General features: G+C 65.3%; 26 protein-coding genes. 13 read left to right on the top strand and 13 right to left on the bottom strand.

Annotated elements, in window-relative coordinates; genetic code table 11:
- Positions 1-91: 91 nt before the first annotated feature.
- The 3 genes from JQ617_RS27805 to JQ617_RS27795 all read left to right on the top strand — a co-directional run bounded on the left by JQ617_RS27805 (position 92) and on the right by JQ617_RS27795 (position 2,742).
- Positions 92-940, top strand: a complete 849-nt coding sequence (locus JQ617_RS27805; protein ID WP_212029105.1) for an outer membrane protein — start codon at positions 92-94, stop codon at positions 938-940.
- A 185-nt stretch (positions 941-1,125) separates the two neighbouring features.
- Positions 1,126-1,896 (top strand): sulfite exporter TauE/SafE family protein, encoded by a 771-nt coding sequence (locus tag JQ617_RS27800; RefSeq protein ID WP_212029104.1) that lies wholly within the window; start codon positions 1,126-1,128, stop codon positions 1,894-1,896.
- Positions 1,897-1,977: 81 nt separating this feature from the next.
- A complete protein-coding gene (locus JQ617_RS27795; protein WP_212029103.1) occupies positions 1,978-2,742 on the top strand; it encodes a hypothetical protein in 765 nt (254 codons plus the stop codon).
- Positions 2,743-2,963: 221 nt separating this feature from the next.
- Here JQ617_RS27795 and JQ617_RS27790 read toward each other — a convergent pair whose 3' ends face one another.
- Positions 2,964-3,761 carry a helix-turn-helix transcriptional regulator gene (locus tag JQ617_RS27790; protein ID WP_145667806.1) on the bottom strand — a complete coding sequence of 266 codons (798 nt, stop codon included), beginning with the start codon at positions 3,759-3,761 and terminating at the stop codon, positions 2,964-2,966.
- Between the two features lie 163 nt (positions 3,762-3,924).
- Here JQ617_RS27790 and JQ617_RS27785 point away from each other — a divergent pair, with 163 nt between their 5' ends.
- The 5 genes from JQ617_RS27785 (at position 3,925) to JQ617_RS27765 (ending at position 7,522) form a co-directional block, all read left to right on the top strand.
- Entirely contained in the window at positions 3,925-4,110 is a 186-nt protein-coding gene (locus JQ617_RS27785; RefSeq protein ID WP_212029102.1) for a hypothetical protein, read from the top strand.
- A gap of 240 nt (positions 4,111-4,350) precedes the next feature.
- Complete coding sequence (locus JQ617_RS27780; RefSeq protein ID WP_349630655.1) at positions 4,351-4,521, top strand: response regulator; 171 nt, start codon at positions 4,351-4,353, stop codon at positions 4,519-4,521.
- 412 nt (positions 4,522-4,933) lie between these two features.
- The gene (locus tag JQ617_RS27775) at positions 4,934-5,725 is read left to right on the top strand and encodes a lysozyme family protein (protein ID WP_249157636.1); all 792 of its coding nucleotides are present in this window, start codon (positions 4,934-4,936) and stop codon (positions 5,723-5,725) included.
- Positions 5,726-6,065: 340 nt separating this feature from the next.
- Positions 6,066-6,962, top strand: a complete 897-nt coding sequence (locus JQ617_RS27770; protein WP_212029100.1) for a transglutaminase-like cysteine peptidase — start codon at positions 6,066-6,068, stop codon at positions 6,960-6,962.
- Positions 6,963-7,177: 215 nt separating this feature from the next.
- Entirely contained in the window at positions 7,178-7,522 is a 345-nt protein-coding gene (locus tag JQ617_RS27765; protein ID WP_212029099.1) for a hypothetical protein, read from the top strand.
- Positions 7,523-7,743: 221 nt separating this feature from the next.
- On the opposite strand, the gene JQ617_RS27760 is transcribed toward JQ617_RS27765, so the two are convergent.
- The 6 genes from JQ617_RS27760 to JQ617_RS27735 form a co-directional block, all read right to left on the bottom strand.
- Positions 7,744-7,953 (bottom strand): YodC family protein, encoded by a 210-nt coding sequence (locus tag JQ617_RS27760; RefSeq protein WP_212029098.1) that lies wholly within the window; start codon positions 7,951-7,953, stop codon positions 7,744-7,746.
- A gap of 402 nt (positions 7,954-8,355) precedes the next feature.
- Positions 8,356-9,102: an HAD family hydrolase gene (locus JQ617_RS27755; protein ID WP_212029097.1), complete on the bottom strand. Its 747-nt coding sequence runs from the start codon at positions 9,100-9,102 to the stop codon at positions 8,356-8,358.
- Positions 9,093-9,980 (bottom strand): oxygen-dependent coproporphyrinogen oxidase, encoded by an 888-nt coding sequence (hemF, locus tag JQ617_RS27750; RefSeq protein ID WP_212029096.1) that lies wholly within the window; start codon positions 9,978-9,980, stop codon positions 9,093-9,095. Before hemF ends, JQ617_RS27755 begins: the two co-directional genes overlap by 10 nt.
- 123 nt (positions 9,981-10,103) lie before the next feature.
- Positions 10,104-10,469: a 6-pyruvoyl trahydropterin synthase family protein gene (locus JQ617_RS27745; RefSeq protein WP_063692063.1), complete on the bottom strand. Its 366-nt coding sequence runs from the start codon at positions 10,467-10,469 to the stop codon at positions 10,104-10,106.
- Positions 10,470-10,488: 19 nt separating this feature from the next.
- Positions 10,489-11,121 carry a 7-carboxy-7-deazaguanine synthase gene (queE, locus tag JQ617_RS27740; protein WP_212029095.1) on the bottom strand — a complete coding sequence of 211 codons (633 nt, stop codon included), beginning with the start codon at positions 11,119-11,121 and terminating at the stop codon, positions 10,489-10,491.
- A 10-nt stretch (positions 11,122-11,131) separates the two neighbouring features.
- Entirely contained in the window at positions 11,132-11,599 is a 468-nt protein-coding gene (locus tag JQ617_RS27735; protein ID WP_212029094.1) for a tRNA (cytidine(34)-2'-O)-methyltransferase, read from the bottom strand.
- 281 nt (positions 11,600-11,880) lie between these two features.
- On the opposite strand from JQ617_RS27735, the gene petA reads away from it, so the two are divergent.
- From petA to JQ617_RS27710, 5 genes are all read left to right on the top strand, one after another.
- Positions 11,881-12,411: a ubiquinol-cytochrome c reductase iron-sulfur subunit gene (gene petA, locus JQ617_RS27730; protein ID WP_063692057.1), complete on the top strand. Its 531-nt coding sequence runs from the start codon at positions 11,881-11,883 to the stop codon at positions 12,409-12,411.
- A 62-nt stretch (positions 12,412-12,473) separates the two neighbouring features.
- A complete protein-coding gene (gene fbcH / locus JQ617_RS27725; protein ID WP_063692055.1) occupies positions 12,474-14,537 on the top strand; it encodes a cytochrome b/c1 in 2,064 nt (687 codons plus the stop codon).
- Positions 14,538-14,719: 182 nt separating this feature from the next.
- Positions 14,720-15,394 (top strand): dienelactone hydrolase family protein, encoded by a 675-nt coding sequence (locus JQ617_RS27720; protein WP_063692054.1) that lies wholly within the window; start codon positions 14,720-14,722, stop codon positions 15,392-15,394.
- A 313-nt stretch (positions 15,395-15,707) separates the two neighbouring features.
- Entirely contained in the window at positions 15,708-17,873 is a 2,166-nt protein-coding gene (locus JQ617_RS27715) for an anthranilate synthase component I (RefSeq protein ID WP_212029093.1), read from the top strand.
- A gap of 135 nt (positions 17,874-18,008) precedes the next feature.
- A complete protein-coding gene (locus JQ617_RS27710) occupies positions 18,009-18,548 on the top strand; it encodes an adenine phosphoribosyltransferase (RefSeq protein ID WP_063692050.1) in 540 nt (179 codons plus the stop codon).
- A gap of 20 nt (positions 18,549-18,568) precedes the next feature.
- Here the strand turns inward: JQ617_RS27710 and JQ617_RS27705 are convergent, their stop codons facing one another.
- The 6 genes from JQ617_RS27705 to smc form a co-directional block, all read right to left on the bottom strand.
- On the bottom strand, positions 18,569-19,237 hold the full coding sequence (locus JQ617_RS27705; RefSeq protein WP_063692048.1) for a P-loop NTPase family protein: 669 nt from the start codon (positions 19,235-19,237) through the stop codon (positions 18,569-18,571).
- A 62-nt stretch (positions 19,238-19,299) separates the two neighbouring features.
- Positions 19,300-20,052, bottom strand: a complete 753-nt coding sequence (locus JQ617_RS27700; protein WP_212029092.1) for a P-loop NTPase family protein — start codon at positions 20,050-20,052, stop codon at positions 19,300-19,302.
- Between the two features lie 208 nt (positions 20,053-20,260).
- The gene (locus JQ617_RS27695) at positions 20,261-21,484 is read right to left on the bottom strand and encodes a M48 family metallopeptidase (RefSeq protein WP_212029091.1); all 1,224 of its coding nucleotides are present in this window, start codon (positions 21,482-21,484) and stop codon (positions 20,261-20,263) included.
- A 129-nt stretch (positions 21,485-21,613) separates the two neighbouring features.
- Entirely contained in the window at positions 21,614-22,174 is a 561-nt protein-coding gene (locus JQ617_RS27690) for a LemA family protein (RefSeq protein WP_145667834.1), read from the bottom strand.
- Positions 22,175-22,312: 138 nt separating this feature from the next.
- Positions 22,313-23,290 carry a small ribosomal subunit Rsm22 family protein gene (locus JQ617_RS27685; protein WP_212029090.1) on the bottom strand — a complete coding sequence of 326 codons (978 nt, stop codon included), beginning with the start codon at positions 23,288-23,290 and terminating at the stop codon, positions 22,313-22,315.
- Positions 23,291-23,400: 110 nt separating this feature from the next.
- Positions 23,401-26,865 carry a chromosome segregation protein SMC gene (smc, locus tag JQ617_RS27680; protein WP_212029089.1) on the bottom strand — a complete coding sequence of 1,155 codons (3,465 nt, stop codon included), beginning with the start codon at positions 26,863-26,865 and terminating at the stop codon, positions 23,401-23,403.
- Between the last annotated feature and the right edge of the window lie 79 nt (positions 26,866-26,944).

The raw sequence follows: 26,944 nt of genomic DNA, 5'->3' as shown, positions 1-26,944 counted from the left end.
TTTCGATCAACTCCGGCACCTTCGCGGACAAGACGACCCGGGCGCGACCCGGTAGTGATTCCGAACGAGGGACTCGCTGGGAATGCCAAGCATGAGAAAATTGATCGCGGCCGGATCTGTCGTTTCGGCCATGATGCTGTCGCCGGCGTCGGCTGCCGACCTGCCGGTGAAGGCAAAGCCCGTCCCCGTCTATGACTGGACCGGATTTTACGCCGGTGTGAACGTTGGCTACGGCTGGGCCGATCGCGACCTGAGTTTTGCCCCGAACGATGACGCGACCCGTCTCTGGTCTGTTTTTGGGGGCATCCCGCCAGCAGCGTCGTTCAAGACGTCGGGTGCGTTCGGCGGACTGCAGTTCGGCTACAACCGACAGCTCGGCACGGTCTGGCTTGTCGGCCTTGAGGCCGATTTCAACTGGTCCGGCATCAAAGGCTCAGGCATCAGTTCCGGTGTCATGCCCCCAGTGCCCATTCCAGGCCCATACTCGGCACCCTTTGACGAGCGGGTCGACTGGTTCGGCACGGTGCGGGCCCGCCTCGGCTACCTGCCGACCAGCACGCTGTTGACCTATGTCACCGGTGGTCTGGCCTATGGCCAGGTCACGCGCAGCGGAAGCTACATCAACAACAGTACCGTCGGTTTCACAGCCAATGGACTGCCCGACAACAGCGGCTTCACATGCGCGAGCGGTGCCACCTGCTTTTCCGGCGTGTCGCGCGACGTCACTGCGGGATGGACCGTGGGCGGTGGATTTGAATACGCTCTCGGAGAGCGCACGACCCTCAAGGCCGAATATCTATATGTAAGCCTTGCCGGGAAGAAAATCACCGAAACGGCTCTGGCGGTCTTCATTCCCGGCGATACGCCGGCCTCGATCAGCGCCAATGTCGGCCGCGCCACCTTCAGCACCGCGCGCGTCGGCCTCAACTATCGCTTCTAGAGCCTGTTCGGTTCTGATTGCAGGAGTGATCGCAAGGCGCAGACCCGCCTGCGATCATCAACCGCTCAATATGTGTTGACACTGGCCGAGGACGCTTGGCTTGCGGCGGATTTTCCCCTAGAGGAAGCCGCGCTCGCTTCCATCGCCGATCAAGCTGCGGCACGCGTCAGCCGCGACGGGAAAACGTGACCATCGTCTCAGGCTTCGCCGACATCTCGATTTTTCAGCTCCTGCTGGTCGCGTTGATGGCGTTGTTTGCTTCGATCATCGGTGGTCTCGCCGGCTACGGCACCGGCGCGCTGATGCCGCTGGTGCTGGTGCCGCTGGTCGGCGCCGAGCCGGTGGTGCCGATCATCGCGATCTCGGCGATGCTGACCAATGCGAGCCGTGCTGTTGCCTATCTCCGCTATGCCGACCGCCGCCGTGCGCTGATCGTGCTCGCCTGCGCGGCGCTGACGACCGCGCTCGGCGCCTACGGCTATACGCGCCTCACCAATGCCGGCGCCGCGCTGGTGATCGGCAGCATGCTGATCCTGAGCGTGCCGCTGCGCCGCGTGCTGCGACGGCGCCAGGTCAGGATCGGCGATACCGGTCTTGCTGCCGGCTCGGTGGGCTACGGCGTGCTGGTCGGCGGCACGTCGGGATCGGGCGTGATCCTGCTCTCGCTGCTGATGGCCGCGGGCCTCGAGGGCGCCGCCGTGATCGCCACCGACGCGCTGATCTCGCTCGGCACAGGCCTCATCAAGATCTCCGTATTCGGCCTCGCCGGCGCGGTGACCGCGCAGGTGCTCGCCTTCGCGCTCCTGATCGGCGGCATCGCGATCCCCGGCGCCTTCCTCGCCAAGGCCTTCGTCGAGCGGATGCCGGTGCATATCCACGCCGCGATCCTCGATGTCGCCGTGATCACCGGCGGGCTGGTGATGATCTCCGCGGCGGCGAAGCAACTGATCGCTTAGATGATGCCGGCACAATCGCGACAAGCTTGACTTCTGCTGACACTTTAGTCATTTCCTCAACTACAAGCTGTGGGGCAAGTCATGATCGGATTACGCCCGATATTCTTCTTCGTGCTCGTCGTCGCGATGGCCGGCGGGGCCGAGGTCAAAAGCCAAACCGCCGACAGTCAGCGGCCAAGACTTGCCGAGCGACTGGCTGCAGAGATCGCGCATGAGATGGACGTGCGCGGGACCAGGATGCCGCCCAACACACCGGTCGCGTTTGAATCCGCGACGTCCCACGATCAGATCGTGGAATTGAGGTGGGTGACAAGAGATCCGTCCCTCTTTTCAGTCTTCAGGAATGGCTTCAACAGCGAGCGGGTCCGCGTAACCAAAGCCACGCGCTATTGCACCGAACGCAATATGGCCGCGATGGCGCAGGGCGTCGTGATCCACGAAATCCTGACGCCCTCCGATGGCAGCGAGCCGCTCGACTACAGGATCGATATGTCCGTGTGCGAGGTGTTGCCGAAGCTGGAGCCCGCTGATCCTGCCACGCTTGTGGAACTGGCCAGGAAAGTCGCCAGCGTCGAGGAGGCACGAAAAGCACGGCCGAGTGGATGGTTTCGTCTTGACCAGGCGGCCGCCCACGACGGCGTGGTCGAGGAAAGCTATACAATACGAGACGCGGCCGCGATGAATGCCATGCTTGCAGATCGCGCTCACCACGAGGGCGTCCAGAAGGACTATTTTTGTCCCACGTTTCGTACGGAAATATTCCGCGGCGTCACGCTACATCTGGTCTACGTGTCGCCGGATGGCAGGCCGGTGTATGATTTCGCAATTAACCGGTCCAATTGCTGATGCGAGGCGCTTGACGCGACGAAGGTGCCGGCTCACCGCAAGCACGGTCACGTGAATTCCTGATCGCTCAGATGCGGCGCGAAACTCGCCGGCGCGAGTATTCGCAAACGTAGTTTTCCGAGCCCGAGACGAGTGGCACTTCTCGCCCGCATCGACGAAGTGATCGAGTGAGGACGCTGGAAGCCCCGGCCGGATCACCATGAGACCGCGGCCGCAGTTCGCTATCGCAGCTTGCCGAGCCACAGCGCGGTGAGCGTCGCGCGATTGCTGACGCCGAACTTGCCGTAGATCGACTTGACGTGGAAGTGGGTGGTGTTCGGACTCTGGTCGAGCTTCTGCGCGATCTGCTTTTCCGTGTGCCCGTCGAGCAGGGCGAGCAGCACCTTGCGTTCGGCGGGCGTCAGGGACGCGTTGGCGATGAGCAGGCCGTGGCTGAGCAGTTGCTGCCGTTGAAACCATCTCAAGCCGCGCATCACGAAGCCCAGAAGCTGGGCGTCCTGCGCCGTGAAGCGGGGGGCCTGCGCATCGCGAAACACGAACAGGCGAACCCTCACGTCGTCATTGAGCGCAATGCGCACGGAAATGCTGTCGGCGAAGCCGACGTCCAGATAGTGCCGCCGATAGTGCTCGCCCTCGAACCATGCCGGCGGCAGCGCTTCGAACAGCAGGCGGACGCGGAACGGCTCGTCTCCCGCCATGGAGATGATCTGGGACAAATCGACGTTGTCGGACCAGAGCTTGTCGTACTGCTTCTGCACGGACGCTGCGACGGCCGGTATCGGGTCCAGCACCCGGACGAGGCGCGGACGCCAGCCGAGCAGGGGATCGGCCCGCTTCGGCGACGGCAACCGCACCAGCACGCCCCATAGCGCATTGCGTGCCGACAACATCGTGCACAGTGCGGACAGCAGGTGCGTCAGCGCGGCATCGCCATTGCCGACCGAGAAGTCGGCGAGTTGATCCCAGAGTGCGTAGATTTCTTGATTGTGCGGATTGGTGGGATCCGTGGAGAGGTGCATCTCATTACCAAAGCATGTGCGGATCGCGACCCGCGCGAACATTCATAAGCGACGGCAGGCCACCTTTCTAGGTAGTTTTCAGGCGTATCGCGTGACGCCATAGTCGGCCTGGGTGCTGGGAGGATCGGTCCTCTCACCGTAGCGATATTGAGATAGATCAACGATGCGCACAGCAATGGGCGCGCGCCGGCTCGACACGCCCGGCGACGCGAAGAGGCGATGGTTTCCCGGCTTTTTCATCACGCTGCCATGCGCCGCTTTGATCGTGCTGGCAGCCTTTGCGCTGCTGCAGCCGGCCGAGGTCTCGATCCGCCCCACCGCTCCGATGCCGGACGTCAACGTTCCCTGACCGGAGCGTTCTTCAACGCATTTCGTTCGTTTTGAAATTCGATTTGCATTGGACATTTCATGATCAAGAGCGCCGCCGATCAGGCATTCCTGCTCGTTGCGATCTCAGTCTGCCTTGGAGCGTGCTTCGTCTGGACCTTTTGGGAGATCGAAGACGCTCGCAGACATCGGCGGCAGATGCGCGAGCTCGTGCGGGACGCGCGTCGCTCGATGGCAGGCCGGTAGTCCGCTGGAAGCCGTCATGCGGGCTCTCGTCGCTGCCGTCATCGCAAACGCTCTCATGCGGGCGTTTCCCGTATCGTCGCTGCGGGCCGAGCTGCTCAAGCAGACCGCGCTGCTGTGCGGTGCCATCCTGTTCGTGTGGCTGTTGTCGCTGACATCAGGTTTGGATCTCAGCGCTGGGTTCTTCTAGCCAGACCTCGTGCGGCATGGGCGTACCGCTGGGGACGACGGCGGTGCGGCGATAAAGATGTCTCATTTCGGTAACAGCGAGCTTCGGTTAAGCGTCAGCGCGGCCGTCCCGCCTTGGACGGCGGGGAATATGGGAGTAGCCTTCCTTCGGGAACCCTGCCGCGGAGTTGGGGGCAATGAAAGCCTTGCAGGCTGCCTGCATCGTGGGTGTCATTGCATTCACGGGGATGCTTCATGAGGCCGGCGCAAGCACGCCAGGGGCGAGCGTGCCCGGTGCCACGGGGGCCGTGAGCGCCGAGACGCCTGTTGCGCCTTCGTCCTCCGCCGCCGTATCGGAGATGCCTGCGCGACCTGAAGCACAGCCTGGAGCAACGCTTGGCGCGGCGCCCGGGCAGGCTTCCGGTCTGTCAGTGATGGCCCAAGCCAAGATCGATGACGACTCCGCCGCGACGACATCGGAAGCATTGGAGCACCGTGATACCGCGCAGCCGGCGCCGGCAATGCCCGGTGCATTCGATGATGCGTCCAGCCCCGCACCGGCGAGCCAGGACTTCCGGTATCTCATCTATTACGTGTGGTCCGAATCTCCGCCTGCCGAGAAGCCGGCCGAGACGGTCTTGAAGTCGCTCAAGGACACTGTGGTGGGAACGCCGATCGAGGAGATCAAGCGCGCGGCCGATGCCTTCGGCCTCGATTTCCATTTCATGAAGGCGGTCGCGAAGATCGAGTCCGGCTTCGATCCCAAGCAACGCACCGGCTCGTATATCGGCCTGTTCCAGCTGAGCGAATACGAGTTCAGCAAGTTCGGGTCGGGGCAGATCCGCAGTCCCCGCGACAACGCCGTTGCGGCGGCCTACAAGGTCATCACAGAAGGTGTGCTGTTCGAGTGGGTGACGCACCAGAAGCCGACCTTGAGCGATCTCTACCTGATCCATCAACAGGGCTGGGAAGGTGCCGCCGAGCACATCAGCCAGCCCGATCGCATCGCCTGGAAATCCATGTGCGCCACCGGCGAGGGCCGGGAAAAAGGCGAGAAATGGTGCAAGCGTGCGATCTGGCGGAATACTCTCCCGGCCGTCAAGCAGGCGTGGAAGTCGGTCGACAAGCTGACATCCGGAGCATTCGTCGGAATGTGGCGCGCGCGGGTTGCCGAATTCTATTCGAAATATATGGCCACGGCTGCCGCCGAAGGGGCGAAGCAGTAGCCCGCGTCATAGGGTAGCGCGCGCCCCATCCGCCGGCTTACGAAGCGCTCGCCGACGATGAGGGGCGGGTCAGGACGACGAAGCAAGGGCCGTTTCAGCCGGCCTGTCTTTCCATCAGCGAGCTGTCCTTCTGGTGCGGCCGAAGGCGACGACCTTCGGAGACCTCGCAGGTTGAATAGAATTTCGACGCGCGCCCGGAACCTTCTCGTCTAGCTTAGGTTGAATAAGCTGAGGCAGACTCCTTGCCATCAACGGAACGGTTCCGGTCACGATGCCCCGCTTCAATGCGCGGCTCGGAGTGATCGAACGATCAGCTAGCTGGGTTCACCCTGGGGACGCCATGCCGCACCTCATCCTGCGGCTGCGCTTGCTCGCGCCGGCCATTGCTCTCATCGCTTCGATGCTTGCGTCGATATCTCCCTCATCTGGCCAGCAGGCTAGCGTCAACACGAATGACCTATTGCGGCCGCAGGCCGGCGAGTCCGTCGACCCCCGTTTCACTTTCACCATCAACGAGGTGCTTGCGGCGCGCGACCGCGAGCGCAGCCTCCACGGCGATGCCGTCAGTCAGACGCCGTCCGCTTCTGCGCAGGTCGTGACTGAAGGGCGCCCCGTCGTGTCCGGATCAGGGGATGCAGGTCACGAGCCGTTCGGCGCCCTCGCATTGCGGGCTCCCGAGGGCATGCTGTCGCGCAAATGGCGCGCCCTCGAAGCCGGCATCGACAACGATCGTAGCGTTCTCCAACGCTGCCGTGCCGACGCATCGCGATGTCCCTCGAATGCCGCGCAATTCCTGCGCCTCGTCAATGCCGTCAGATCGAAGTCCGGCCGCGACAGACTCGAAGAGGCCAATCAGGGCGTCAATCTCGCCATCCGTTACGTCAGGGACATTGTCCAGCACGGTGAAATCGATCGATGGACACCGCCGCTTGCGACCTTCGCAACCGCCAAGGGCGATTGCGAGGATTACGCCATCGCGAAATATGTTGCGCTTCTCGAAGCGGGCACCTCGCGCGATGAGCTTGCAATCATATTGGGCCGCGACCGCGACGCCGGCCTGGATCACGCTGTCCTGGCAGCCTTTATCGAGGGCCAATGGTACATACTGGATAATCGGCACGCGCGAGTGACAAGCGCTTCGGCCGCAGTCAACTTCCTGCCGCTGATTTCATTGAATCCCGATGGCGTTCACGCCCTGTCTGCGTCCCCGGGAACGCCTACTCCAGCCGTCCGCTGAGATCGGGCACGACCGGGTGGCGCAGGGCGTCGACGATTTGCGCAAGTACTTGCGCCTGAAGAACATGAAGAGCATCGACGGCCTCCCGATCGGCTTTGCTCTCGACAGCATGGTTTGGGCGAGCCGAGAGACCAGTATGCTCGGAGAGTCTCGGTTCGGAACTTTGCCGCTCCCTCGTCGTTCCCGGTCAGCGGGTGCGAACGTAGGTAGAAGCCATGAAGTGGATGCTGGTGGTCCTGGTCGGAGGCGTCTCGCCCATCAACACGGATCTGGTGTTCGACAAGTTCAGCGAGTGTCTTGCCGCTGAACAGCAGATGCGACAGCACTATGCCGACGCCTTCGACGCATGGGATCGCATGGCCGCGGCAGGGATCGACAGGCGCAGGGACTACAAGAAGGCTCGTGAAATTGAAGCCAAGCGGTTGTTGAGCAATGTGGGAACGTGTGTTCCACATGGCGGCGGCGATCAGCAGCCGGTCACGACTCAGCAGCAAGCTCCTGCTCCGTCATCGCAGCAGCCCGCCGCAACACCGTCGCCGCAGCCAACGCCGCGAACCTAGCGGCAGCGGTGGCAGGACGCGCCGCATTGCGCTTCGCAGCTCGCAGGCGGAGTGGACAGCAAGATGTCTGCCCTGAGTTTCGCGTGGAATGCCTGCCGGCGTGTTCTAATCTTGGTCCTTCGACATCCGGCGATGTCCGCTATTGCGCTGCTACCGCAGAGCAGCGGACATCGGGAGTTCAAAAGCGGAATGCTTCGGCAAGGATGCGGCTTGGGGTGCGCCTATTCGTCGTCCTCGTCTTCGTCTTCATCCTCGTCTTCGTCGTCCTCTTCTTCGACGCGCGCGAGGGTGGCGAGCGGCAGCGTCTCGCGGAACAGGTCGCCTTCCATGCCCATCCAGACGCAGAGCACTTCCTCCTCCTTGATCTCCGCGACGGTCAGCGGCTGCCCGCCGGATTTCAGCATCACGACATCGCCGGCTTTCAATTCCATGGATTGTCCTTTCGGTTGATCGACGCGGCGCGGAAGCTAGCAGGCGGTCATGACACGCTGAAAACGGACGGCGGAAAGCCGATCGCACACGACCGTAGGAAGGTCGCCGGACGTGCCTTACGGCCGCGGCGATGCGGGATCATCGATCGGCAGGCTTGTCGCCATGAGGGTTTGATATCCCGCCGCAGCACACGACCTCATCCTGAGGAGCCCGCGTCAGCGGGCGTCTCGAAGGATGGAAGCAGGCGAGGGCCGCTCACAAAATGGCCGCTCGCAAGCCCGGCGAGGATGGCATTATGCCCCTGTTTTGCCCGACGGCGCAAACGGGTTTCGTAAAATCCGTAACCCCTTGATCTTGCAGCAGCGCTCTACTGTGCATGGGGTTGTTTTCGAAGTTTTGATTTAGACCGGCCCCGGCACCAGCTCGGTCAGCGAGCGGATGATGCGGTCGGGCTTGACGGCCGAGCCTTCGGGCAGGCCGTCGCCATGGACGTCGATCCAGATCGCGTAGATGCCGAGGCGCTGCGGCGTCACGACTTCCCATTCCAGATTGTCGCCGATCATCCAGGTCTCCGCAGGCGTGACGCCGAGCGCCTCCATGGCGTGCAGATAGGCGCGCTCCTCCGGCTTGCCGAAGCCGTGCTCGCCCTCGATCTGGATGTGATCGAAGCGATGGGTCAGCTCGAAGCGTTCGACCTTGGCGCGCTGCATGTCGGCGGCGCCGTTGGTGACCAGCGCGAGCTTGACGCCGCGCGCCCTGAAGGCGTCGATCGCATCATGCGCGCCGGGGAAAACGAAGATCGCTTCCTCGCGGTAGGTGGTGAAGCGGTCGGCGAGCCGGTTGGCGAGGTCGTCGGGCAGGGCGCGGTGGCCTTCGGCGGCAAGCGTCGCAAAGCCGCCGCGCACCGTGAGCCGCCGCGCCTCGCCAAGCTTCATGCGCCACTCCGCTCCCGCGGTCGACCAGAACTGCCGCGCATAGGCGAGCACCGTGGTTGCGACCTGCGCCGGCGGCAACGGCGCGAGTTCCTCGGCGAATTCTTCCGCGATCGTGTTCCAGGCGATCTCCGGCCGGCCATAGGCCGACAGGATGGTGTCGTCCATGTCGATCAGCATGGCGCGCGGCAGTTGCTTGATTGCGCTCATGGCCATTTCACCTCCGGCGGCAGCGACGACAGGATGGAGTCCACATTGCCGCCGGTCTTGAGCCCGAAGATGGTGCCGCGGTCGTAGAGCAGGTTGAACTCGACATAGCGCCCGCGCCGGATCAGTTGCTCCTCGCGGTCGGCTTCCGTCCAGGCGCTGGCGAAATTGCGCCGGACGATGTCAGGATAGATCTTCAGGAAGGCGCGGCCGACATCCTTGGTGAAGGCGAGGTCGGCGTCCCAGTCGCCGCTGTCGTGCCAGTCGTAGAAGATGCCGCCGATGCCGCGCGCCTCCTTGCGGTGCGGCAGGTAGAAATACTCGTCGCACCATTTCCTGTACTTGTCGTAGTCGGCAATGCCGTTGGGCTGCTCGCAGGCGCCCTTCATCGCGGCGTGGAAGGCGAGGGTGTCGGCATCGTCCTGCGTACGCCGGCGGTCGAGCACCGGCGTGAGATCGGCGCCGCCGCCGAACCAGGCTTTTGTGGTGACGACGAAGCGCGTGTTCATGTGCACGGCCGGCACGTGCGGATTGCGCAGATGCGCGATCAGCGAGATGCCGGAGGCCCAGAACCGCGGGTCTTCCGCCGCGCCCGGGATCTGCGCGCGAAACTCGGGCGCGAACTCGCCGTGCACGGTCGAGCAGTGCACGCCGACCTTTTCGAACAGGCGGCCGGACATCATCGACATCACGCCGCCGCCGCCCGCCGCGCCCGTGTGGTCGGTGCGCTGCCAGGGCGTGCGCTTGAAGCGGCCGGCCTCGAGCGGATAGAGACCTTGCGGCGCGTCGTCCTCGAGCCGTTCGAAGCTCGCGCAGATGTCGTCGCGCAAGGTTTCAAACCAGGCGCGGGCGCGGGACTTGCGGTCTTCGATTGTCGAGGCGTCCATCTGCATTCCACATCTCACATAGGGTGGGCAAAGGCGCCCTTGCGCCGTGCCCTCCATCTCTCGCCGTCGTCTCGAATGGTGGGCACGCTCCGCTTTGCCCACCCTACGAGACCGAGGTCGTAACTAGCCTTGCGGACCGTAATAGGTGCAGCTCTCGTTGCAACTGTCGCGGTGGATGCTGACGCGGGTCAGCTTGCCGATATGTGCCAGGCGCTCCCAGACGAAGCGCGACAGGTTTTCCAGCGTCGGCTTGCCCAGCGCCTCGATCTTGTTGAGAAACTTGTGGTCGAGCGTCAGGCGCACGTCCTCGATGGCGCGCTGGAGCAGGCCGAGGTCGACCACCATGCCGGTGTCGGGATCGGGCGTGCCGCGCACCGTCACCTCGGCGCGGAAGGAGTGGCCGTGGATCTCTTCGCTCGCCGGGCCAAAGGTCGTCCCCGACAGCGAGTGCGCCGCCTCGAAGCGGAACGATTTCGTCAATTCCCACATCTGTTCGAAAACCCAATCCCTATCTGATGCCGAGCGATTTATGCGTCTGCACACTGAGCCGCCATTGCGGATGCTGCAGGCAGTAGTCGATCGCCCGCGCGGTGTTCTCGGCGACCTCGGGGCCGTCCATCGGCTGCAGCGAGAAGCGCTCGAAGGCGAGGCCCTCGAAGGTCTCGGGCGCGGCGAGCGCCTGCGGGTAGACCAGCTTCAGCTCGTGGCCGCGGCGCAGCACCAGCTCGCTGCCGCCCTTGGGGCTGACGCAGATCCAGTCGAGCCCTTCGGGCGCCGCGATCGTGCCGTTGGTCTCGACCCCGATCTCGAAGCCGCGCGCATGCAGCGCCGCGATCAGGGCGTCGTCGACCTGGAGCAGCGGCTCGCCGCCGGTCAGCACCACGTAGCGGTTGGCGGTGGAGGCGGTCCATTGTGCGGCGATGGTGTCGGCGAGTTCCGCAGCCGACGCGTAGCGGCCGCCGAGCGTGCCGTCGGTGCCGACGAAATCCGTGTCGCAGAACTTGCAGGTCGCCTCGGCGCGGTCGGCCTCGCGGCCGCTCCAGAGGTTGCAGCCGGCAAAGCGGCAGAACACGGAGGCGCGTCCCGCATGGGCGCCTTCGCCTTGCAGGGTCAGGAAGATCTCCTTGACCGCGTAACTCAATGGTCTCTCCTCAAACTATCGGACTTGCCGGGTTCCGGATCTGCCGCAGCGCCTCGCCTGCAGCCATCGCCGCGGTCATGGCGACATTGAGCGACCGCAGCCCCGCATTGATCGGGATCACCAGCCGCGCGTCGGCGGCCTCGACCACAGCGTCGGTGACGCCGGCGCTCTCGCGTCCGAATAGCAGGATGTCCGACGTCTGGTAATGAAAATCGCGGTAATCGGTGGCGCCTTTGGTGGTGAACAGCAGCAGCCGGTAGCCCTGTGCCGCGCGCCATTCCTCGAAGGTCGTCCAGGACACATGGCGGGTGATGCTGACGTGGTCGAGGTAGTCCATTCCCGCCCGGCGGAAATGCCGGTCGGAGACCGGGAACCCTGCCGGCTCGATGATATGGGCAGCCAGCCCCAAGCAGGCGCAGAGCCTGAGAATCGTGCCGGTGTTCTGGGGGATGTCGGGCTGGAAAAGTGCGATCTGCATGGGCATCGGCGGGGTGGTTGAGGGCCGGAAATGTCTCAATAAAACATCGCAGGCCCGGGAATTCGTGCATTGCACGCTTCCCCGCCGTTAGCGGGCTTGCGCTCGCCCGGCAAGGGTGCCAATAGAACGATTCTGGACTGCTGTTTTCGCCCTATTCTGGTGGGGACAAGCGAAGTTCTGCCGCCGCGGGGGGCCGCGGGCGCCGGCAGCTCTGTTCCGGGGACCTTTGGGGGGCTCCTGGAGCGGTTCCGCCGGCAGCATAAGAAGAAAGGGTTGGAATCGTGACGACAGCGTCTTCGGCGGACCATCCGACACGCCGTGATTTCTTATTCGTTGCAACGGGGGCAGCTGCAGCAGTAGGGGGCGCGGCTGCGCTCTGGCCCTTTATCTCTCAAATGAATCCGGATGCCTCGACCATCGCCGCCGGTGCGCCGATCGAGGTCGATCTCAGCCCGGTCGCCGAGGGGCAGGACATCAAGGTGTTCTGGCGCGGCAAGCCGATCTACATCAGCCACCGCACCAAGAAGCAGATCGACGAGGCGCGCGCCGTCAACGTGGCGAGCCTGCCCGATCCGCAGACCGACGAGGCCCGGGTCAAGGCCGGCCATGAGCAGTGGCTGGTCGTGATCGGCATCTGCACCCATCTCGGCTGCATCCCGATCGCTCATGAAGGCAACTACGACGGGTTCTTCTGCCCCTGCCATGGTTCGCAGTACGATTCGTCCGGCCGCATCCGCCAGGGGCCCGCGCCCGCGAACCTGCCGGTGCCGCCGTACCAGTTCGTTTCCGACACCAAAATCCAGATCGGCTGAGCTTCGGACCATCGTCCGAAGTTTCGCGCCGTCTCGTCGTACTATTTCCTCAGGATCGCATCATGAGCGGACCATCCGACTACCAGCCGAGCAATCCGGCCCTGCAATGGATCGAGCGGCGTCTGCCGATCCTCGGCCTCATGCACTCTTCCTTCGTCGTCTATCCCACCCCGCGTAACCTGAACTACTGGTGGACCTTCGGCGCCATCCTCTCCTTCATGCTGGGGATGCAGATCCTCACCGGCGTGATCCTGGCGATGCACTACACGCCGCATGCCGATCTCGCCTTCAAGTCGGTCGAGCTGATCGTCCGTGACGTGAACTTCGGCTGGCTGCTGCGCAACATGCACGCCTGCGGCGCGTCGATGTTCTTCTTCGCGGTCTACGTCCACATGCTCCGCGGCCTCTATTACGGCTCCTACAAGGAGCCGCGCGAGGTGCTCTGGATCCTCGGCGTCATCATCTACCTCCTGATGATGGCGACGGGCTTCATGGGCTACGTGCTTCCCTGGGGCCAGATGAGCTTCTGGGGCGCCACCGTCATCACCAACCTGTTCTCCGCCATTCCCTATGTCGGCGAGAGCATCGTGACGCTGCTGTGGGGCGGCTATTCGGTCGGCAATCCGACGCTGAACCGCTTCTTCTCGCTGCACTATTTGCTGCCGTTCCTGATCGCGGGCGTCGTCGTGCTTCACGTCTGGGCGCTGCACGTCGCCGGCCAGAACAATCCTGACGGCGTCGAGCCGAAGACGGAAAAGGACACGGTGCCGTTCACGCCGCACGCGACCATCAAGGACATGTTCGGCGTCAGCTGCTTCCTGCTGCTCTACGCCTGGTTCATCTTCTACATGCCGAACTATCTGGGCGATGCCGACAACTACATTCCGGCGAACCCGGGCGTGACCCCGCCGCACATCGTGCCGGAATGGTATTACCTGCCGTTCTACGCGATCCTGCGCTCGATCCCGAACAAGCTCGCGGGCGTCATCGGGATGTTCTCGGCGATCATCATCCTGTGCTTCCTGCCCTGGCTCGATGCCGCCAAGACGAGGTCGTCGAAGTACCGGCCGCTGGCCAAGCAGTTCTTCTGGATCTTCGTCGCGGTCTGCATCCTGCTCGGCTATCTCGGCGCACAGCCGCCGGAAGGCATCTACGTGATCGCCGGCCGGGTCCTGACGGTGTGCTACTTCGCCTACTTCCTGATCGTGCTGCCGCTGCTCTCGCGCATCGAGACGCCGCGGCCGGTACCGAACTCGATCTCGGAGGCGATCCTGAGCAAGGGCGGCAAGGCCGTGGCGTCCGTGATGGTCGCCATCGTCGCCGCCGGCGCGCTGTTCCTCGGCAGCATGCAGGATGCGCGCGCATCCGAAGGCAGCGACCAGCCTCCGGGCAACAAATGGTCGTTCTCGGGCCCTTTCGGTAAGTTCGATCGCGGTGCGCTCCAGCGCGGCCTGAAGGTCTACAAGGAAGTCTGCGCGAGCTGCCACGGCCTGTCCTTCATCGCCTTCCGCAATCTCGGAGACCCCGGCGGCCCCGGCTATTCGGTGGCGCAGGTGGCGGCGTTCGCCTCCGACTACAAGGTCAAGGACGGTCCGAACGATGCGGGCGACATGTTCGAGCGCCCGGGCCGGGCGGCGGACTACTTCCCCTCGCCGTTCCCGAACGAGCAGGCCGCGCGTGCGGCGAACGGTGGTGCGGCGCCGCCCGACCTGTCGCTGATCACCAAGGCACGCTCCTACAAACGCGGCTTCCCCTGGTTCATCTTCGACTTCTTCACCCAGTACCAGGAGCAGGGCCCCGACTACGTCGCGGCGGTGCTGCAGGGCTTCGAGGAGAAGGTGCCGGAGGGCGTCACCATCCCGGAGGGCTCGTACTACAACAAGTACTTCCCGGGCCACGCCATCAAGATGCCGAAGCCGCTCAGCGACGGCCAGGTGACCTATGACGACGGCTCGCCGACCACGGTCGCGCAATACGCCAAGGACGTCACCACGTTCCTGATGTGGACCGCCGAACCGCACATGGAAGCCCGCAAGCGCCTCGGCTTCCAGGTGTTCGTGTTCCTGATCATCTTCGCCGGCCTGATGTACTTCACCAAGAAGAAGGTCTGGGCCGACTCGCACTGAGCGGCGCGAGACAGAAAATGAAGAAGCCCCCGCAAGGGGGCTTTTTTGTTGCTCGGGTCTCCGTCATTCCGGGTTCGGTGCTGCGCACCGCCCCGGAATGACGAGAGTGTGGATTGCCTCACGCGCCAGCACCCGCCAAAATACCGCCAACCGCTCCCCCAGACACTCACCGGAGGACCACCATGGGAACCACCGTCACCTTCAAGCGCCCGGACGGCAAGGACGCCTCGGGCTATCTCGCCAATGCCGCGCGCGGCAACGCGCCGGGCGTGGTCGTGATCCAGGAATGGTGGGGCCTGTCGGACCAGATCAAGGGCCTGTGCGACCGCTTCGCGCTCGCCGGCTTCGATGCGCTCGCGCCCGATCTCTACAAGGGCAAGGTGGTGCCGTATCACGACACGGATGCGGCCGGCAAAGAGATGAACTCGCTCGACTTCATGGACGCCACCACGCAGACCGTGCGCGGCGCCGCGCAGTACCTGTCGCGCAACGGCGCCAAGGTCGGGCTGACCGGCTTCTGCCTCGGCGGCGCCGTCACCATCATCGGCGCGGTGCATGTGCCGGAGCTCGCCGCCGGCGTCGTGTTCTACGGCATCCCGCCGGAGCAGGCGGCCAAGCCCGCCGACGTCAAGATCCCGCTGCAGGCCCATTTCGCCAACAAGGACGATTGGTGCACGCCGGAGCTGGTCAGCGGCTTCGAGAAGGCCATGAAGGCCGCCGGCAAGTCGCTCGAGCTGTTCCGCTATGACGCCGAGCACGCCTTCGTCAACGAGCAGCGCCAGGCCGTGCACGACCGCGAAGCCGCCGAGCTGGCCTGGGGCCGGGCCACGGAGTTTTTCCGGAAGCATCTGGGGTAGGGGCGCTGGAGTCTTGTAGCCCGGATGGAGCGCAGCGTAATCCGGGGCTGTCTCGTCGTGGCACGAACCCCGGATTACGCTGCGCTCCATCCGGGCTACGGCACCGTGCCACCCTTGACGCCGCCCCCTCGCCATGGTGAGTATCCGCCCATGAGCACCGCAGCCCGCCCATCCCGTCGTTGGTGGCGCACCTCCTAAGAGGTGGCCGGTGCGATTTTTTTTCCCAAAATCGTCTGAGGTCGCCTGCACAGCGCGGCGGCCTTCTCGTTTGTCCTGTGTGGCGTTCCCTCGGCAAGTTTCGTAAGAGGACCCCATGAACAGGACAGTCTTTGCCCTCCCGGCCCGAAGCGACTACGTGACCCGCGCGGGTCTGGCGATCACGCGCGTGGCGGAGCAGTTTACCGGCGGCGCCAACAGGCTCGACGATCTCATCAACCTGCTCGACCGCCGCCGCGGCGTGGTGCTGTCCTCGGGCACGACCGTGCCCGGCCGCTACGAGAGCTTCGACCTCGGCTTCTCCGATCCGCCGCTCAAGCTCGAGACCACGGGCGTCGATTTCAGGCTGGAAGCGCTGAACGGGCGCGGGCAGGTGCTGATCGCCTTCCTCGGCGACGTGCTGCGCGAGCCCTGCGTCGTGATCTCCGAGAAGACGGCGAACCGCCTGGCCGGCCACATCGTCCGCGGCGAGGCGCCGGTCGAGGAAGACCAGCGTACCCGGCGCGCCAGCGTGATGTCGCTGGTGCGCGACATCATTGCCGCTTTCTCCGCCAACGATGACGGCCTGCTCGGCCTGTTCGGCGCCTTCGCCTACGACCTCGTCTTCCAGATCGAGGATCTCGTGCAGAAGCGTCCGCGCGAGGCCGACCAGCGCGACATCGTGCTCTATGTCCCCGATCGCCTGCTGGCCTACGACCGCGCCACCGGCCGCGGCGTGGTGCTCTCTTACGACTTCGCCTGGAAGGGCAAATCGACCGAAGGCCTGCCGCGCGAGACCGCCGACAGCCCGTATCAGAAGACGCCGCGTCAGGGTTTTGCCGATCACGCCCCCGGCGAGTATCAGGCCACGGTCGAGACCGCGCGCGCCGCCTTTGCCCGCGGCGATCTGTTCGAAGCCGTGCCGGGCCAGCTCTTCGCCGAACCCTGCGACCGCTCGCCGGCCGAAGTCTTCCAGCGCCTCTGCGTCATCAACCCGTCGCCCTATGGCGCGCTGATGAATCTCGGCGAGGGTGAATTCCTCGTCTCGGCCTCGCCGGAAATGTTCGTGCGCTCCGACGGGCGCCGCGTCGAGACCTGCCCGATCTCCGGCACGATCGCGCGCGGTACGGATTCGATCGGCGATGCCGAGCAGATCCGCAAGCTCCTGAACTCGGAGAAGGACGAGTTCGAGCTCAACATGTGCACCGACGTCGATCGCAACGACAAGGCGCGCGTCTGCGTGCCAGGCACGATCAAGGTGCTGGCGCGCCGCCAGATCGAGACCTACTCAAAACTGTTCCACACCGTCGATCACGTCGAGGGCATGCTGCGCCCGGGCTTCGATGCGCTCGATGCGTTCCTCACCCACGCCTGGGCGGTGACCGTCACCGGCGCGCCAAAACTCTGGGCGATGCAGTTCGTCGAGGACCACGAGCGTTCGCCGCGGCGCTGGTATGCCGGCGCCATCGGCGCGGTGAATTTCGACGGCAGCATCAACACCGGCCTCACCATCCGCACCATCCGCATGAAGGATGGTCTCGCCGAAGTGCGCGTCGGCGCCACCTGCCTGTTCGACTCCGATCCCGCCGCGGAAGACCGCGAGTGCCAGGTCAAGGCCGCCGCCCTGTTCCAGGCCTTGCGCGGCGATCCGCCAAAGCCCCTCTCGACCTTCGCACCCGATGCCACCGGATCGGGCAAGCAGGTGCTGCTGATCGACCACGACGACAGCTTCGTGCACATGCTGGCCGATTATTTCCGCCAGGTCGGCGCCGACGTCACCGTGGTCCGCTATGTGCATGCGCTCAACATGCTCAAGCAGAAGAAGTGGGATTTGCTCGTGCTGTCGCCCGGGCCCGGCCGCCCCGAGGATTTCGGGATCAAGAAGACGATCGACGCGGCGCTGGAGAAGAAGTTGCCGGTGTTCGGCGTCTGCCTGGGCGTGCAGGCGATTGGTGAATACTTCGGCGGCGAGCTCGGCCAGCTCACCCATCCCGCGCACGGCCGGCCCTCGCGGGTGCAGGTGCGCGGCGGACGGCTGATGCGCAATCTGCCGAACGAGATCGTCATCGGCCGCTACCACTCGCTGTTCGTCGAGCGCGACAGCATGCCGGACGTTCTGAGCGTCACCGCCAGCACCGAGGACGGCGTTGCCATGGCGCTGGAGCACAAGACCCTGCCGGTCGCCGGCGTGCAATTCCACCCGGAATCGCTGATGTCGCTCAGTGGCGAGGTGGGCTTGAAGATTGTCGAGAATGCGTTCCGGCTGGATGCGGGGACGAATTGAGTGCATGTTTCATGCTCGTCATTCCGGGGCGATGCGTAGCATCGAACCCGGAATCTCGAGATTCTCAGGTGCGCAATTGCGCACCGGAGTTCGGCTCTTTGAGCCGCGCCGAAATGACAACGAAACGAGAAGCGAATGACCTTTGACCACGACCTGAAGGCGAGCGTCCGCACCATCGTCGACTATCCCAAGCCGGGGATCATGTTCCGCGATATCACGACCTTGCTCGCGGACGCGCGCGCGTTCCGCCGCGCGGTTGATGAACTCGTCAATCCCTGGGCCGGCAACAAGATCGACAAGGTCGCAGGCATGGAAGCGCGCGGCTTCATCATCGGCGGCGCGGTGGCGCACCAGCTCTCGGCCGGCTTCGTGCCGATCCGCAAGAAGGGCAAGCTGCCGCACACCACGGTGCGCATCGCCTACTCGCTCGAATACGGCATCGACGAGATGGAGATGCATGTCGATGCCATCCAGCCCGGCGAGCGCGTCATCCTGGTCGACGACCTCATCGCCACCGGCGGCACCGCGGAAGGCGCGGTGAAGCTGCTGCGCCAGATCGGCGCCAACGTGGTCGCCGCCTGTTTCATCATCGACCTGCCCGAGCTCGGCGGCGCCGCCAAGCTGCGCGCCATGGACGTGCCGGTGCGCACGCTGATGACGTTCGAGGGGCACTGAACGGCGAGGGGCGCTTCGCGCTAGGACCGCTGCAGGATCAGGTTGAGCTCCAGCTCCCGGAACGCAAGGTAGTTCCGCCGGGTCCATTGGTGCAGCTCGGTCGAGGAATCCTTCTCCTGCCGCAGATAGCCGGTGAAGGAGAAGTTCAGCCGGTCGATATAGGTCTTCAGGAAACCGGGCAGGGCGGGCAGGCGGAACAGCCGGCCGCCTTCCATCGCAGGCGGCAACTCGCCGCGCACGACGTATTCATTGTCCACCGTGATCAGGCTCATTCGTGGGATCTGCCCACGCAGCATCTCGTGGGCGCGGGCCGAGACGCGGTCGGTATCGGCCACGAACATGATCTGCGGCGCGACGTGCCGGCGCGCCGCTTCCTTGAGCAGGCCGATCTCGTCGGTCATCTTGAAGAACTCGTCGAAGGCGTGGAAGCCGAGGTCGATCACCTTGGCGAGGCCGTCGTCGACGATGACGCGGTCCATCAGCTGCATCTTGCCGTAGGTGTCGATCACGTCGGCGGTCTCGGTCACCTTCGGCAGGTAATCGAGCAGCGACGGCTCCTTCAGATTGACGTCGAAGGCCGCGACGTTTCCGTTCTTGAGCAGCAGGAATTCGGCCAGCAGCCGCGCCAGCAGGGTCTTGCCGACCTGCGGGCGGGGCGAGCAGATGATGTAGACGGGTGTCACGGGCATTGCGGCTATTATCTGAGCGAACTTGCCGCCCCAATCCAGCCGTATCAGCCCGGGTGGTGCAACTATTTTTCGCTGTTGCGGGTCGCGGGCTTCGAACCGACGATGTCGGTCAGGCGGATACGGTCGTATTCGCTCCAGACATTGGCCAGCCAGTGCCGGACATAGCCGCGCAGCACGAACGAATAGTTCGCGGCCTCGTCGTTGATGCCCTTGTTGGCGACGAATTTCAGGAACGGAACGGAGGACACCTCGACCTGCTCATAGGCCATTTCGTTGAGCTTCGGGATGGTCAGCTCGGTGGCGTCCTTGATGCGGTGGAAATAGGAATTGTAGGTCGCCTGGTCCCACTGGAAGAACTGGGTGTCGTTGATGAAGTTCTTCACCAGGAAATATTTTGCGCCGGTCATGAAGCCGGCGGTCTCGGCGATCTCCTCCAGCGAGGCGATCGAGGGCCCGAGGATATGGAACACCGCGAAGGTGATCTGGCCGGCCTTGGCGGCGTCGAGGAAGCCGATGTCGCGCAGCGAAGCCAGGGCCGGCGAGAGCAGGCCGGCGCGGACGTCGATGACGGTGACCGAAGGGCTGACCGCGTTGAGCGTGTCGAAGATCTTCATCTGGTCGGCCGTCGTCGTCATGTCGACGATCTCGGTGATATCGGGGTGGAAGCGCTTCAGGGTTCCGCGCGGCGACTCCGTGTCGAACGCGCGGGTCGGTACGTTGTTGGCTGAGAAATAATCGAGCAGGGTGCGCGACACCGTGGTCTTGCCGACCCCGCCCTTGTCCGCGCCCACCACAACCACTGCCGGCTTTGCCATTGCTGTCCCCTAACGCGCGCCCCCGATCGCGAGGTCGCAATCGGCCGGGCCCCAAATCGATGTCCCAAGAAGGTCCCAAGTCTGCTGTTGGGCGCGAACATGGCAGAAACAAGGGAGAATTCAATTCCTCGAGCCCTGCTTGCGGCAATTCCCGAGGTTTTTCCAGGTCAGTGTGAAACCCGCCACGCACCGCGGCCGATCACCTCGCTCAGTGACGGCCCCACGGTCCCATCGGATTGCCGCCCGGGGCTCCTGAGGGGCTCGGTGCGGGAATGGGCGGTGGGCTGGCCGGGGCGGGCGCATCGCCCCACGGGCCATGCGGGGGCGCCGGCGGGGCGTCCTGTGGATTGGCTTGCGCCGCGGGTTGTTCCGTCTCGGACTGATCCGTCTCCTCGGCCGGGTCGGGCAGCGGACCGGGATCATGGCCGCCGGCGAACTTGACCAGCGCGTCGACCCTCGACTGCACCGAGGGGTGGGTTGCGAACAGGTCGGCAAAGCCCTCGCGCGGATTGTCGACGCAGAGCTCCATCACCGCCGAGGTCGCGCCCGGCAGTTCGCCGCGATTCTCGATCTTGCGCAGCGCCGAGATCATGGCATCGGGATCCTTGGTCAGCTCGACCGAGCCGGCGTCGGCGAGATATTCGCGCGAGCGCGACAGTGCCAGCTTCACCACCTGCGACATCAGCCAGGCCACCACGATCAGCACGACCGCGATGATGATGACGATCACCGCGCCGCCGCCGGAGCTCTTGCTGTCGCTCGACGACGAGGACGACGAGCGCGACGAGGAGGAGGAGCCCGAGGACCACGAGCCGCCGGAATTCCAGCTGAAATTGGTGAACACGCGGAAGAACAATTCGCCGAAGAAGCCGACCACGCCGGCGATGATGACGGCGACCACCATCAGCTGCACGTCACCGTTCCTGATGTGGGTCAGCTCGTGGCCCAGCACCGCCTCGATCTCCTTGTCGTTCAGCGCATTGAGGAGGCCGGTGGTGACGGTGACCGAATATTGGCGCGGATTGAGGCCGGTCGCGAACGCGTTCAGCGCCGGGCTGTCCATGATCTTCAGCTTTGGCATGGTGATGCCGCGCGAGATGCAGAGGTTTTCGAGCAAGTTGTAGAGCCGCGGCTCTTCCTGCCGGGTGACGTCGTGTCCGCCGGTCACCGCGTCGATCATCGACTGGTGGAAGAAATAGGCGATCACGACCCAGACCGCCGTCACGATCGTCGCGACGGGCGCAGCGACCTTCAGGTCACTGAAGGCGTGGCTCAGGTAGAAGGCGACGGTGCGATTGCTGTCGATCAGGACTTCAGCGACCAGTGCGCCGGCATAGACCAGCACATAGACCAGCGCGAACAGGCCGGCGAGCAGCAGCATCGAACGAAACTTGTTCGAGGCGATGTGCGTGTAGAGACCATACGCGGCCATGACGCGTCTTTATCAAAGTCCGTCGTTCCGGGGAGCGCCGAAGGCGTGAACCCGGAACCTCGAGATTCCGGGTTCGATGCTACGCATCGCCCCGGAATGACGGAGGAAAACGATGGGCATGCGGGGCAATCAGAACTTCACCTGCGGCGCCGCCTCGACCTCGGTGCGGCTGGCGCCGAGATCGAAGAAGTCCTTCTTGGTGAAGCCGAACATGCCGGCGAACAGCGCGGCAGGCATCTGCTGGATGCCGGTGTTGTATTCCTGGACCGCATTGTTGAAGAAGCGGCGGCTCGCCGCGATCTTGTTCTCGAGGTCGGAGAGCTCGGATGCGAGCTGCTGGAAATTGGCGTTGGCCTTGAGGTCCGGATAGGCCTCCGACAGCGCGATCAGCCGGCCGAGCGCGCCGGAGAGCTGGTTCTCGGCGGCGGACATCTGCGCCGGGCCCTGCGCCGAGATGGCGGAATTGCGCGCCTTGATGACGTCGTCGAGCGTGCCGCGCTCATGCGAGGCGTAGCCCTTCACGGTCTCGACCAGGTTCGGGACCAGGTCGTGGCGCTGCTTGAGCTGCACGTCGATGTCGGCAAAGGCCTGGCCGACGCGCTGGCCCAGCGCGACCAGGCGGTTGTAGGCGCTGAACGCCAGGAACACGAGAACGACGATGACGCCGAGAACGATCCAGCCGGTCGACATGGAGAACTCCTGAAGGGGAAGAAGGCGGGCGCTAGGGTAAACCAAATTGGCGCAGAGCGAGAGCCCCGGCGCGGAACGGAGGTAAGACTTGGTCGGATCAGGAACCGTCCGAGTTCAAGGCGAAAGCCCCGAACGAGGTTAACTTTCGGCAATCACCGCGTCGCCCCAGCGCCAGCGACGGGCGTTCGCGTAGGCAGCCTTGTCGCGGCGCGGGACCTTGGTCAGTGCTGCACCGTCCTCGGTGCAGAGCTTTGCCGTGATCTCGGCCTTGCCGACATCCGGCGGCACCAGCACGCGCGCGGCGCGGCTGTCAGGCGGAGTGCGGGTGAGGGCGACGTAAATAAAACGCTCGTCCTCGAACGGCACCTCGGCGCCCTTGATCTGGCGGTGCGCCTGCGAGCGCGGCAGGCGCTGGGAGAAATGGCACCAGTCGGGCGCGGCGAGCGGGCAGGGCTTTTCGTGCGGGCAGGGCGCGGCGACGAAAGCGCCGGCCGCGATCAGTTGCTGGCGCAGCGCGAGGATGCGGGCATAGCCGGCGGGCGTGCCGGGCTCGATCACGACCAGCGCGTGGCGCGCTTTCGCCCACATCGCCTCGGTGAGCTTGCGCTGATCGGCTTCGCCGAGCTCGCCGATGATGTAGCTGGCGATCACGAGGTCGGCCTGCGAGACTTCAGCGAGGTTGCCGCCCGCATCGCCCGGCAGGTAGCGGCACTCCGCGAGGCGCGTGCTGTCGCGCGCGAGGTCAAGCGCGAGCCGGCTCAGCGTGGCGTTGGCGTCGAGGAGCGTGAAATCCTGCAGCGACGGAAACGCCTCGGCTGCGGCCCAGCTCGCGGTGCCCGGACCTGCGCCGACGTCGAGCAGGGTTCCCGGGGCAAGGCTAGGTACGATCTCGGTCAGCGCGTTCAGGCTCGCAGCGACCGCCGCGTAGGTCGCCGGCATGCGTGCCAGCGCGTAGGAGAGGGCATCGGCCTCGGACTTGATCGTGCCGGAGCCGCCGCCTTTGCGATAGGTGGTGGAGATTTTTTGCGACCGCTGTGCGGCGTCGGTGCGGGAGAAGCCCTGCAGCTTGCCGTCGAGGGCGGCTTTCAGTTCGGCGGGGAGGGTGGGTGAGATCATGCTTGCCCACCGTCATCCCGGGGCGCGCGAAGCGCGAACCCGGGATCTGGAGATTGTCGCGCGAGATTCCGGGTCCTCGCTTCGCGAGCCCCGGAATGACGCCGGAGATATCACGCCACGTTCTGGTCGAGAATGTCCACGGCCTCGGACAGGCTGACGGACACCAGCTGCGACACGCCGCGCTCGGCCATGGTGACGCCGAACAGACGGTTCATCCGCGCCATGGTGATCGGGTTGTGCGTGATGATGATGAAGCGCGTATCGGTCGAGCCGGTCATCTCGTGCAGGAGGTTGCAGTACCGTTCGACGTTGTGGTCGTCGAGCGGCGCGTCGACTTCGTCCAGCACGCAGATCGGCGAAGGGTTCGTCAAGAACACTGCGAAGATCAGCGCCATGGCGGTCAGCGCCTGCTCGCCGCCCGAGAGCAGCGACAGCGTCTGCGGCTTCTTGCCCGGCGGCTTGGCGATGATCTCGAGGCCGGCTTCGAGCGGATCGTCGCTCTCGATCAGGTGCAGCGCGGCTTCGCCGCCGCCGAACAGCTCGACGAACAGGCGCTTGAAGTGGTTGTTGACGACCTCGAACGAGGTCAGGAGCCGCTCGCGCGCTTCCTTGTTGAGGCTCTGGATGCCCTGGCGCAGCCGCTTGATGGCTTCGACCAGGTCGTCGCGTTCGGTGACGAGGCCGGTGTGCTGGGTCTCGACCTCGCGCAGCTCTTCCTCGGCGCGCAAATTGACGGCGCCGAGGCGCTCGCGGTCGCGGCGCATCTTTTCGAGGTCTTCCTCGATGTCGTGCAGCGGCGGCAACTCGGCGCCGGGCTCGAGCTCGGCGAGGCCGGCGACGGCCTGCGGCTCAACCTCGAGCATGTCGCGGATCTCGCGCTCGATGTCCTCGAGCCGGCGCCGCGCGCCTTCCATGCGCTCTTCGGCACGGGCGGTGGCTTCGCGCGAGCTGGAGAGCGCCTCCAGCGTCAGCTTGGCGACGCGGTCGGTCTCGGCCATCGCGGTTTCCGCGGTGGCGAGCGCGTCGGCGGCCATGCGGCGGTCGTTCTCCGCATACTCGATCTCGGTGATCAGCGCGCTGCGCTTCTCGGCGAACACCTGCGGCGCGTTTTCGAGCTCGCTGCGCTCGATCGTGAGTTCGGCGATACGGGCCTGGATGGTGTCGATGTGGGAGGCCGCGCTCTCCTTGCGGTTCGCCCACTCGGTGCGCTCGGCCAGGATCGCCTGCACGCGGCGGTCGGCGAGCTCGGCCTCGCGCGCCAGCGCCTGCGCCTCGGCGCGGACCTGGGCGGCCATGCGGCGATGGGCCTCGATGTCGCTGCGGACGGCGGCGAGGCGGGTCTCGGTGTCCTCGCTGGACGGCAGCTCGGAGATGCCGGCCTCGGCATATTCGTAGGCGGCTTCGGCCTCGGCGCGGTCGGCGGCGAGACGGCTGTGCGCTTCCGACAGCGTCGCCTTGCGCGCGGCATGGCGGCTGATCTCGCGCTCGGCGGTGGCATGACGTTCACGCGCGACGTTCAGCTCGCGCTGCGCGGCGCGCCAGGCTTCGCGGCTGGCACCTTCGGTGCTCGCAGCCATCTGCAATTCGGACTCGGCGTTCTCCAGCGCCTGACGCTTGATCTGCGCGTCGATGCGGGCCTGCTCCAGCTCGTTCTCGATGTCCACGAGACGGGCACGCTCGGCGAGACGGCGCGCGGCACCGGTCGGGGCGTGCGCCGCGGCGACGAAACCGTCCCAACGCCAGACGTCGCCCTCGGGCGAGACCAGCCGCTGGCCGGTCTTGAGTTGCGAGACCAGCTCGGCGCCGCGCTCGCGCGGCACCACGCCGATCTGCGCGAGGCGGCGGGCCAGCTCGGCCGGCGCCTGAACGTGGTTGGCGAGCGGGGTGACGCCTTCGGGCAGCTCCGGATCGCCTTCGGTGACGCCGGCATTGGTCCAGCGCATCGGCGCCGACGGATCCACGGGCGCGTCGAGATCGTCGCCGAGCGCGGCGCCGATCGCCTTTTCAAAACCCTTGTCGACGGTGATGCCGTCGATGATCGGCGGCCACAGATTCTTGGTCTCGCCGTTGAGGATCTTGGAGATGGTGCGCGCCTCGGTCTCGAGCCGCTGCGCGCGCTTGTCGGCTTCGACCAGCGGCGAGCGCGAGGATTCCAGCGTCTGGCGCGCGGCGACATGCGCGGCCTCGCTGGCCTGCGCCGCAGCTTCGGAGGCCGCCAGCGTCTGCTCCGCGGTCTCGACCAGAGCGGTCAGTTCGTCGAGATCGCCGAAGCCGCCGGTATCGGCTGCGAGCTTCTGCTCTTCGGCGGTGACGTTTGCGATCTCCTGGTCGAGCCGGGCGAGCTTGTCGCGATGGGTGCGGACGTTGGCTTCGAGCTGGTTGCGCTTGGCGGTGAGGTCGGCGAGCGCAGTGGTGAGCTCGGCGAACTGCTGCTCGGTTTCGGTCAGCACGGCCTCGGCTTCGCCGACGCGCTCGTCGACGCCGGAACGCTTCTCGACGCGCGACTTGATCTCTTCCTTCAGCTCGGCGTCTTCGGTGTCGAGCCGCTGCAGCGCGACGTCGGCGTCCATGGTCTGCTGCTGGGCGCGGGAGATGTCGCCCTCGAACTGCGCGAGGCGGCGCTCGAGCTCGGCGACGCGCTCCTTGGCGCGCTCTTCCTCGCGGTCGAGCAGCTCGCGGGCATTGGTCAGGCGCTGCAGGCCGGCGGCGGCGCGCGCTTCGGCATCGCGCAGCGCCGGCATTTCGGCGGCGCGGATCGCCTGGATACGGGCGGCTTCGGCCTGGTGCTGGGTGCGCTCGGCCATCTCGCGTACGGCGAGATCATGGGTCTGGCCGGATTCGTTGACGTCGGCATGGGCGCCGATCCAGCGCAGGTGGAACAGGGTGGCTTCGGCCTTGCGGACCTTGGCGGCAACCTCGCGGTAGCGCACGGCCTGGCGGGCCTGCTTCTTCAGGCCTTCCATCTGGCCGGAGAGCTGGCCGATCACGTCCTCGACGCGGGTGAGGTTGGTCTCGGCGGCCTTCAGGCGCAGCTCGGCCTCGTGGCGGCGGGCGTGGAGGCCGGCGACGCCGGCGGCGTCTTCCAGCACGCGGCGGCGCTGCTCGGGCTTGGCCTGGATGATCTCGCCGATCTTGCCCTGGTGGACGAGCGCCGGCGAGCGCGCGCCGGTGGCGGCATCCGCGAACAGGATCTGCACGTCGCGGGCGCGCACGTCGCGGCCGTTGATGCGATAGACCGAGCCGGCCTCGCGCTCGATGCGGCGCGAGATTTCGAGCAGCTGGCTGTCGTTCATCGCCGCCGGCGCGGTGCGATCGGCATTGTCGATCGTCATCGTCACTTCGGCGTGGTTGCGCGCCGGACGGTTGCCGGAGCCCGCGAAGATCACCGCGTCCATGTCGGCGGCGCGCAGGCTCTTGTACGAGGTTTCACCCATCGCCCAGCGCAGCGCCTCGACGAGATTCGACTTGCCGCAGCCGTTGGGGCCGACAACGCCGGTCAGTCCGGGCTCGATGACGAAGTCCGTGGGCTCAACGAAGGACTTGAAGCCGTGAAGGCGCAGGCGGGTGATTTTCATAAGCACGCATCTCTGTTGGCAGGCGCGAATCCCCCTGCCGGGACAATACCATGGAAGGCACTGTCGTTATCCGGGCGAG

Source organism: Bradyrhizobium sp. KB893862 SZCCT0404, from assembly GCF_018130885.1.
Lineage (GTDB): Bacteria > Pseudomonadota > Alphaproteobacteria > Rhizobiales > Xanthobacteraceae > Bradyrhizobium > Bradyrhizobium stylosanthis.
This window is presented reverse-complemented; position numbering and strand designations above follow the sequence as displayed.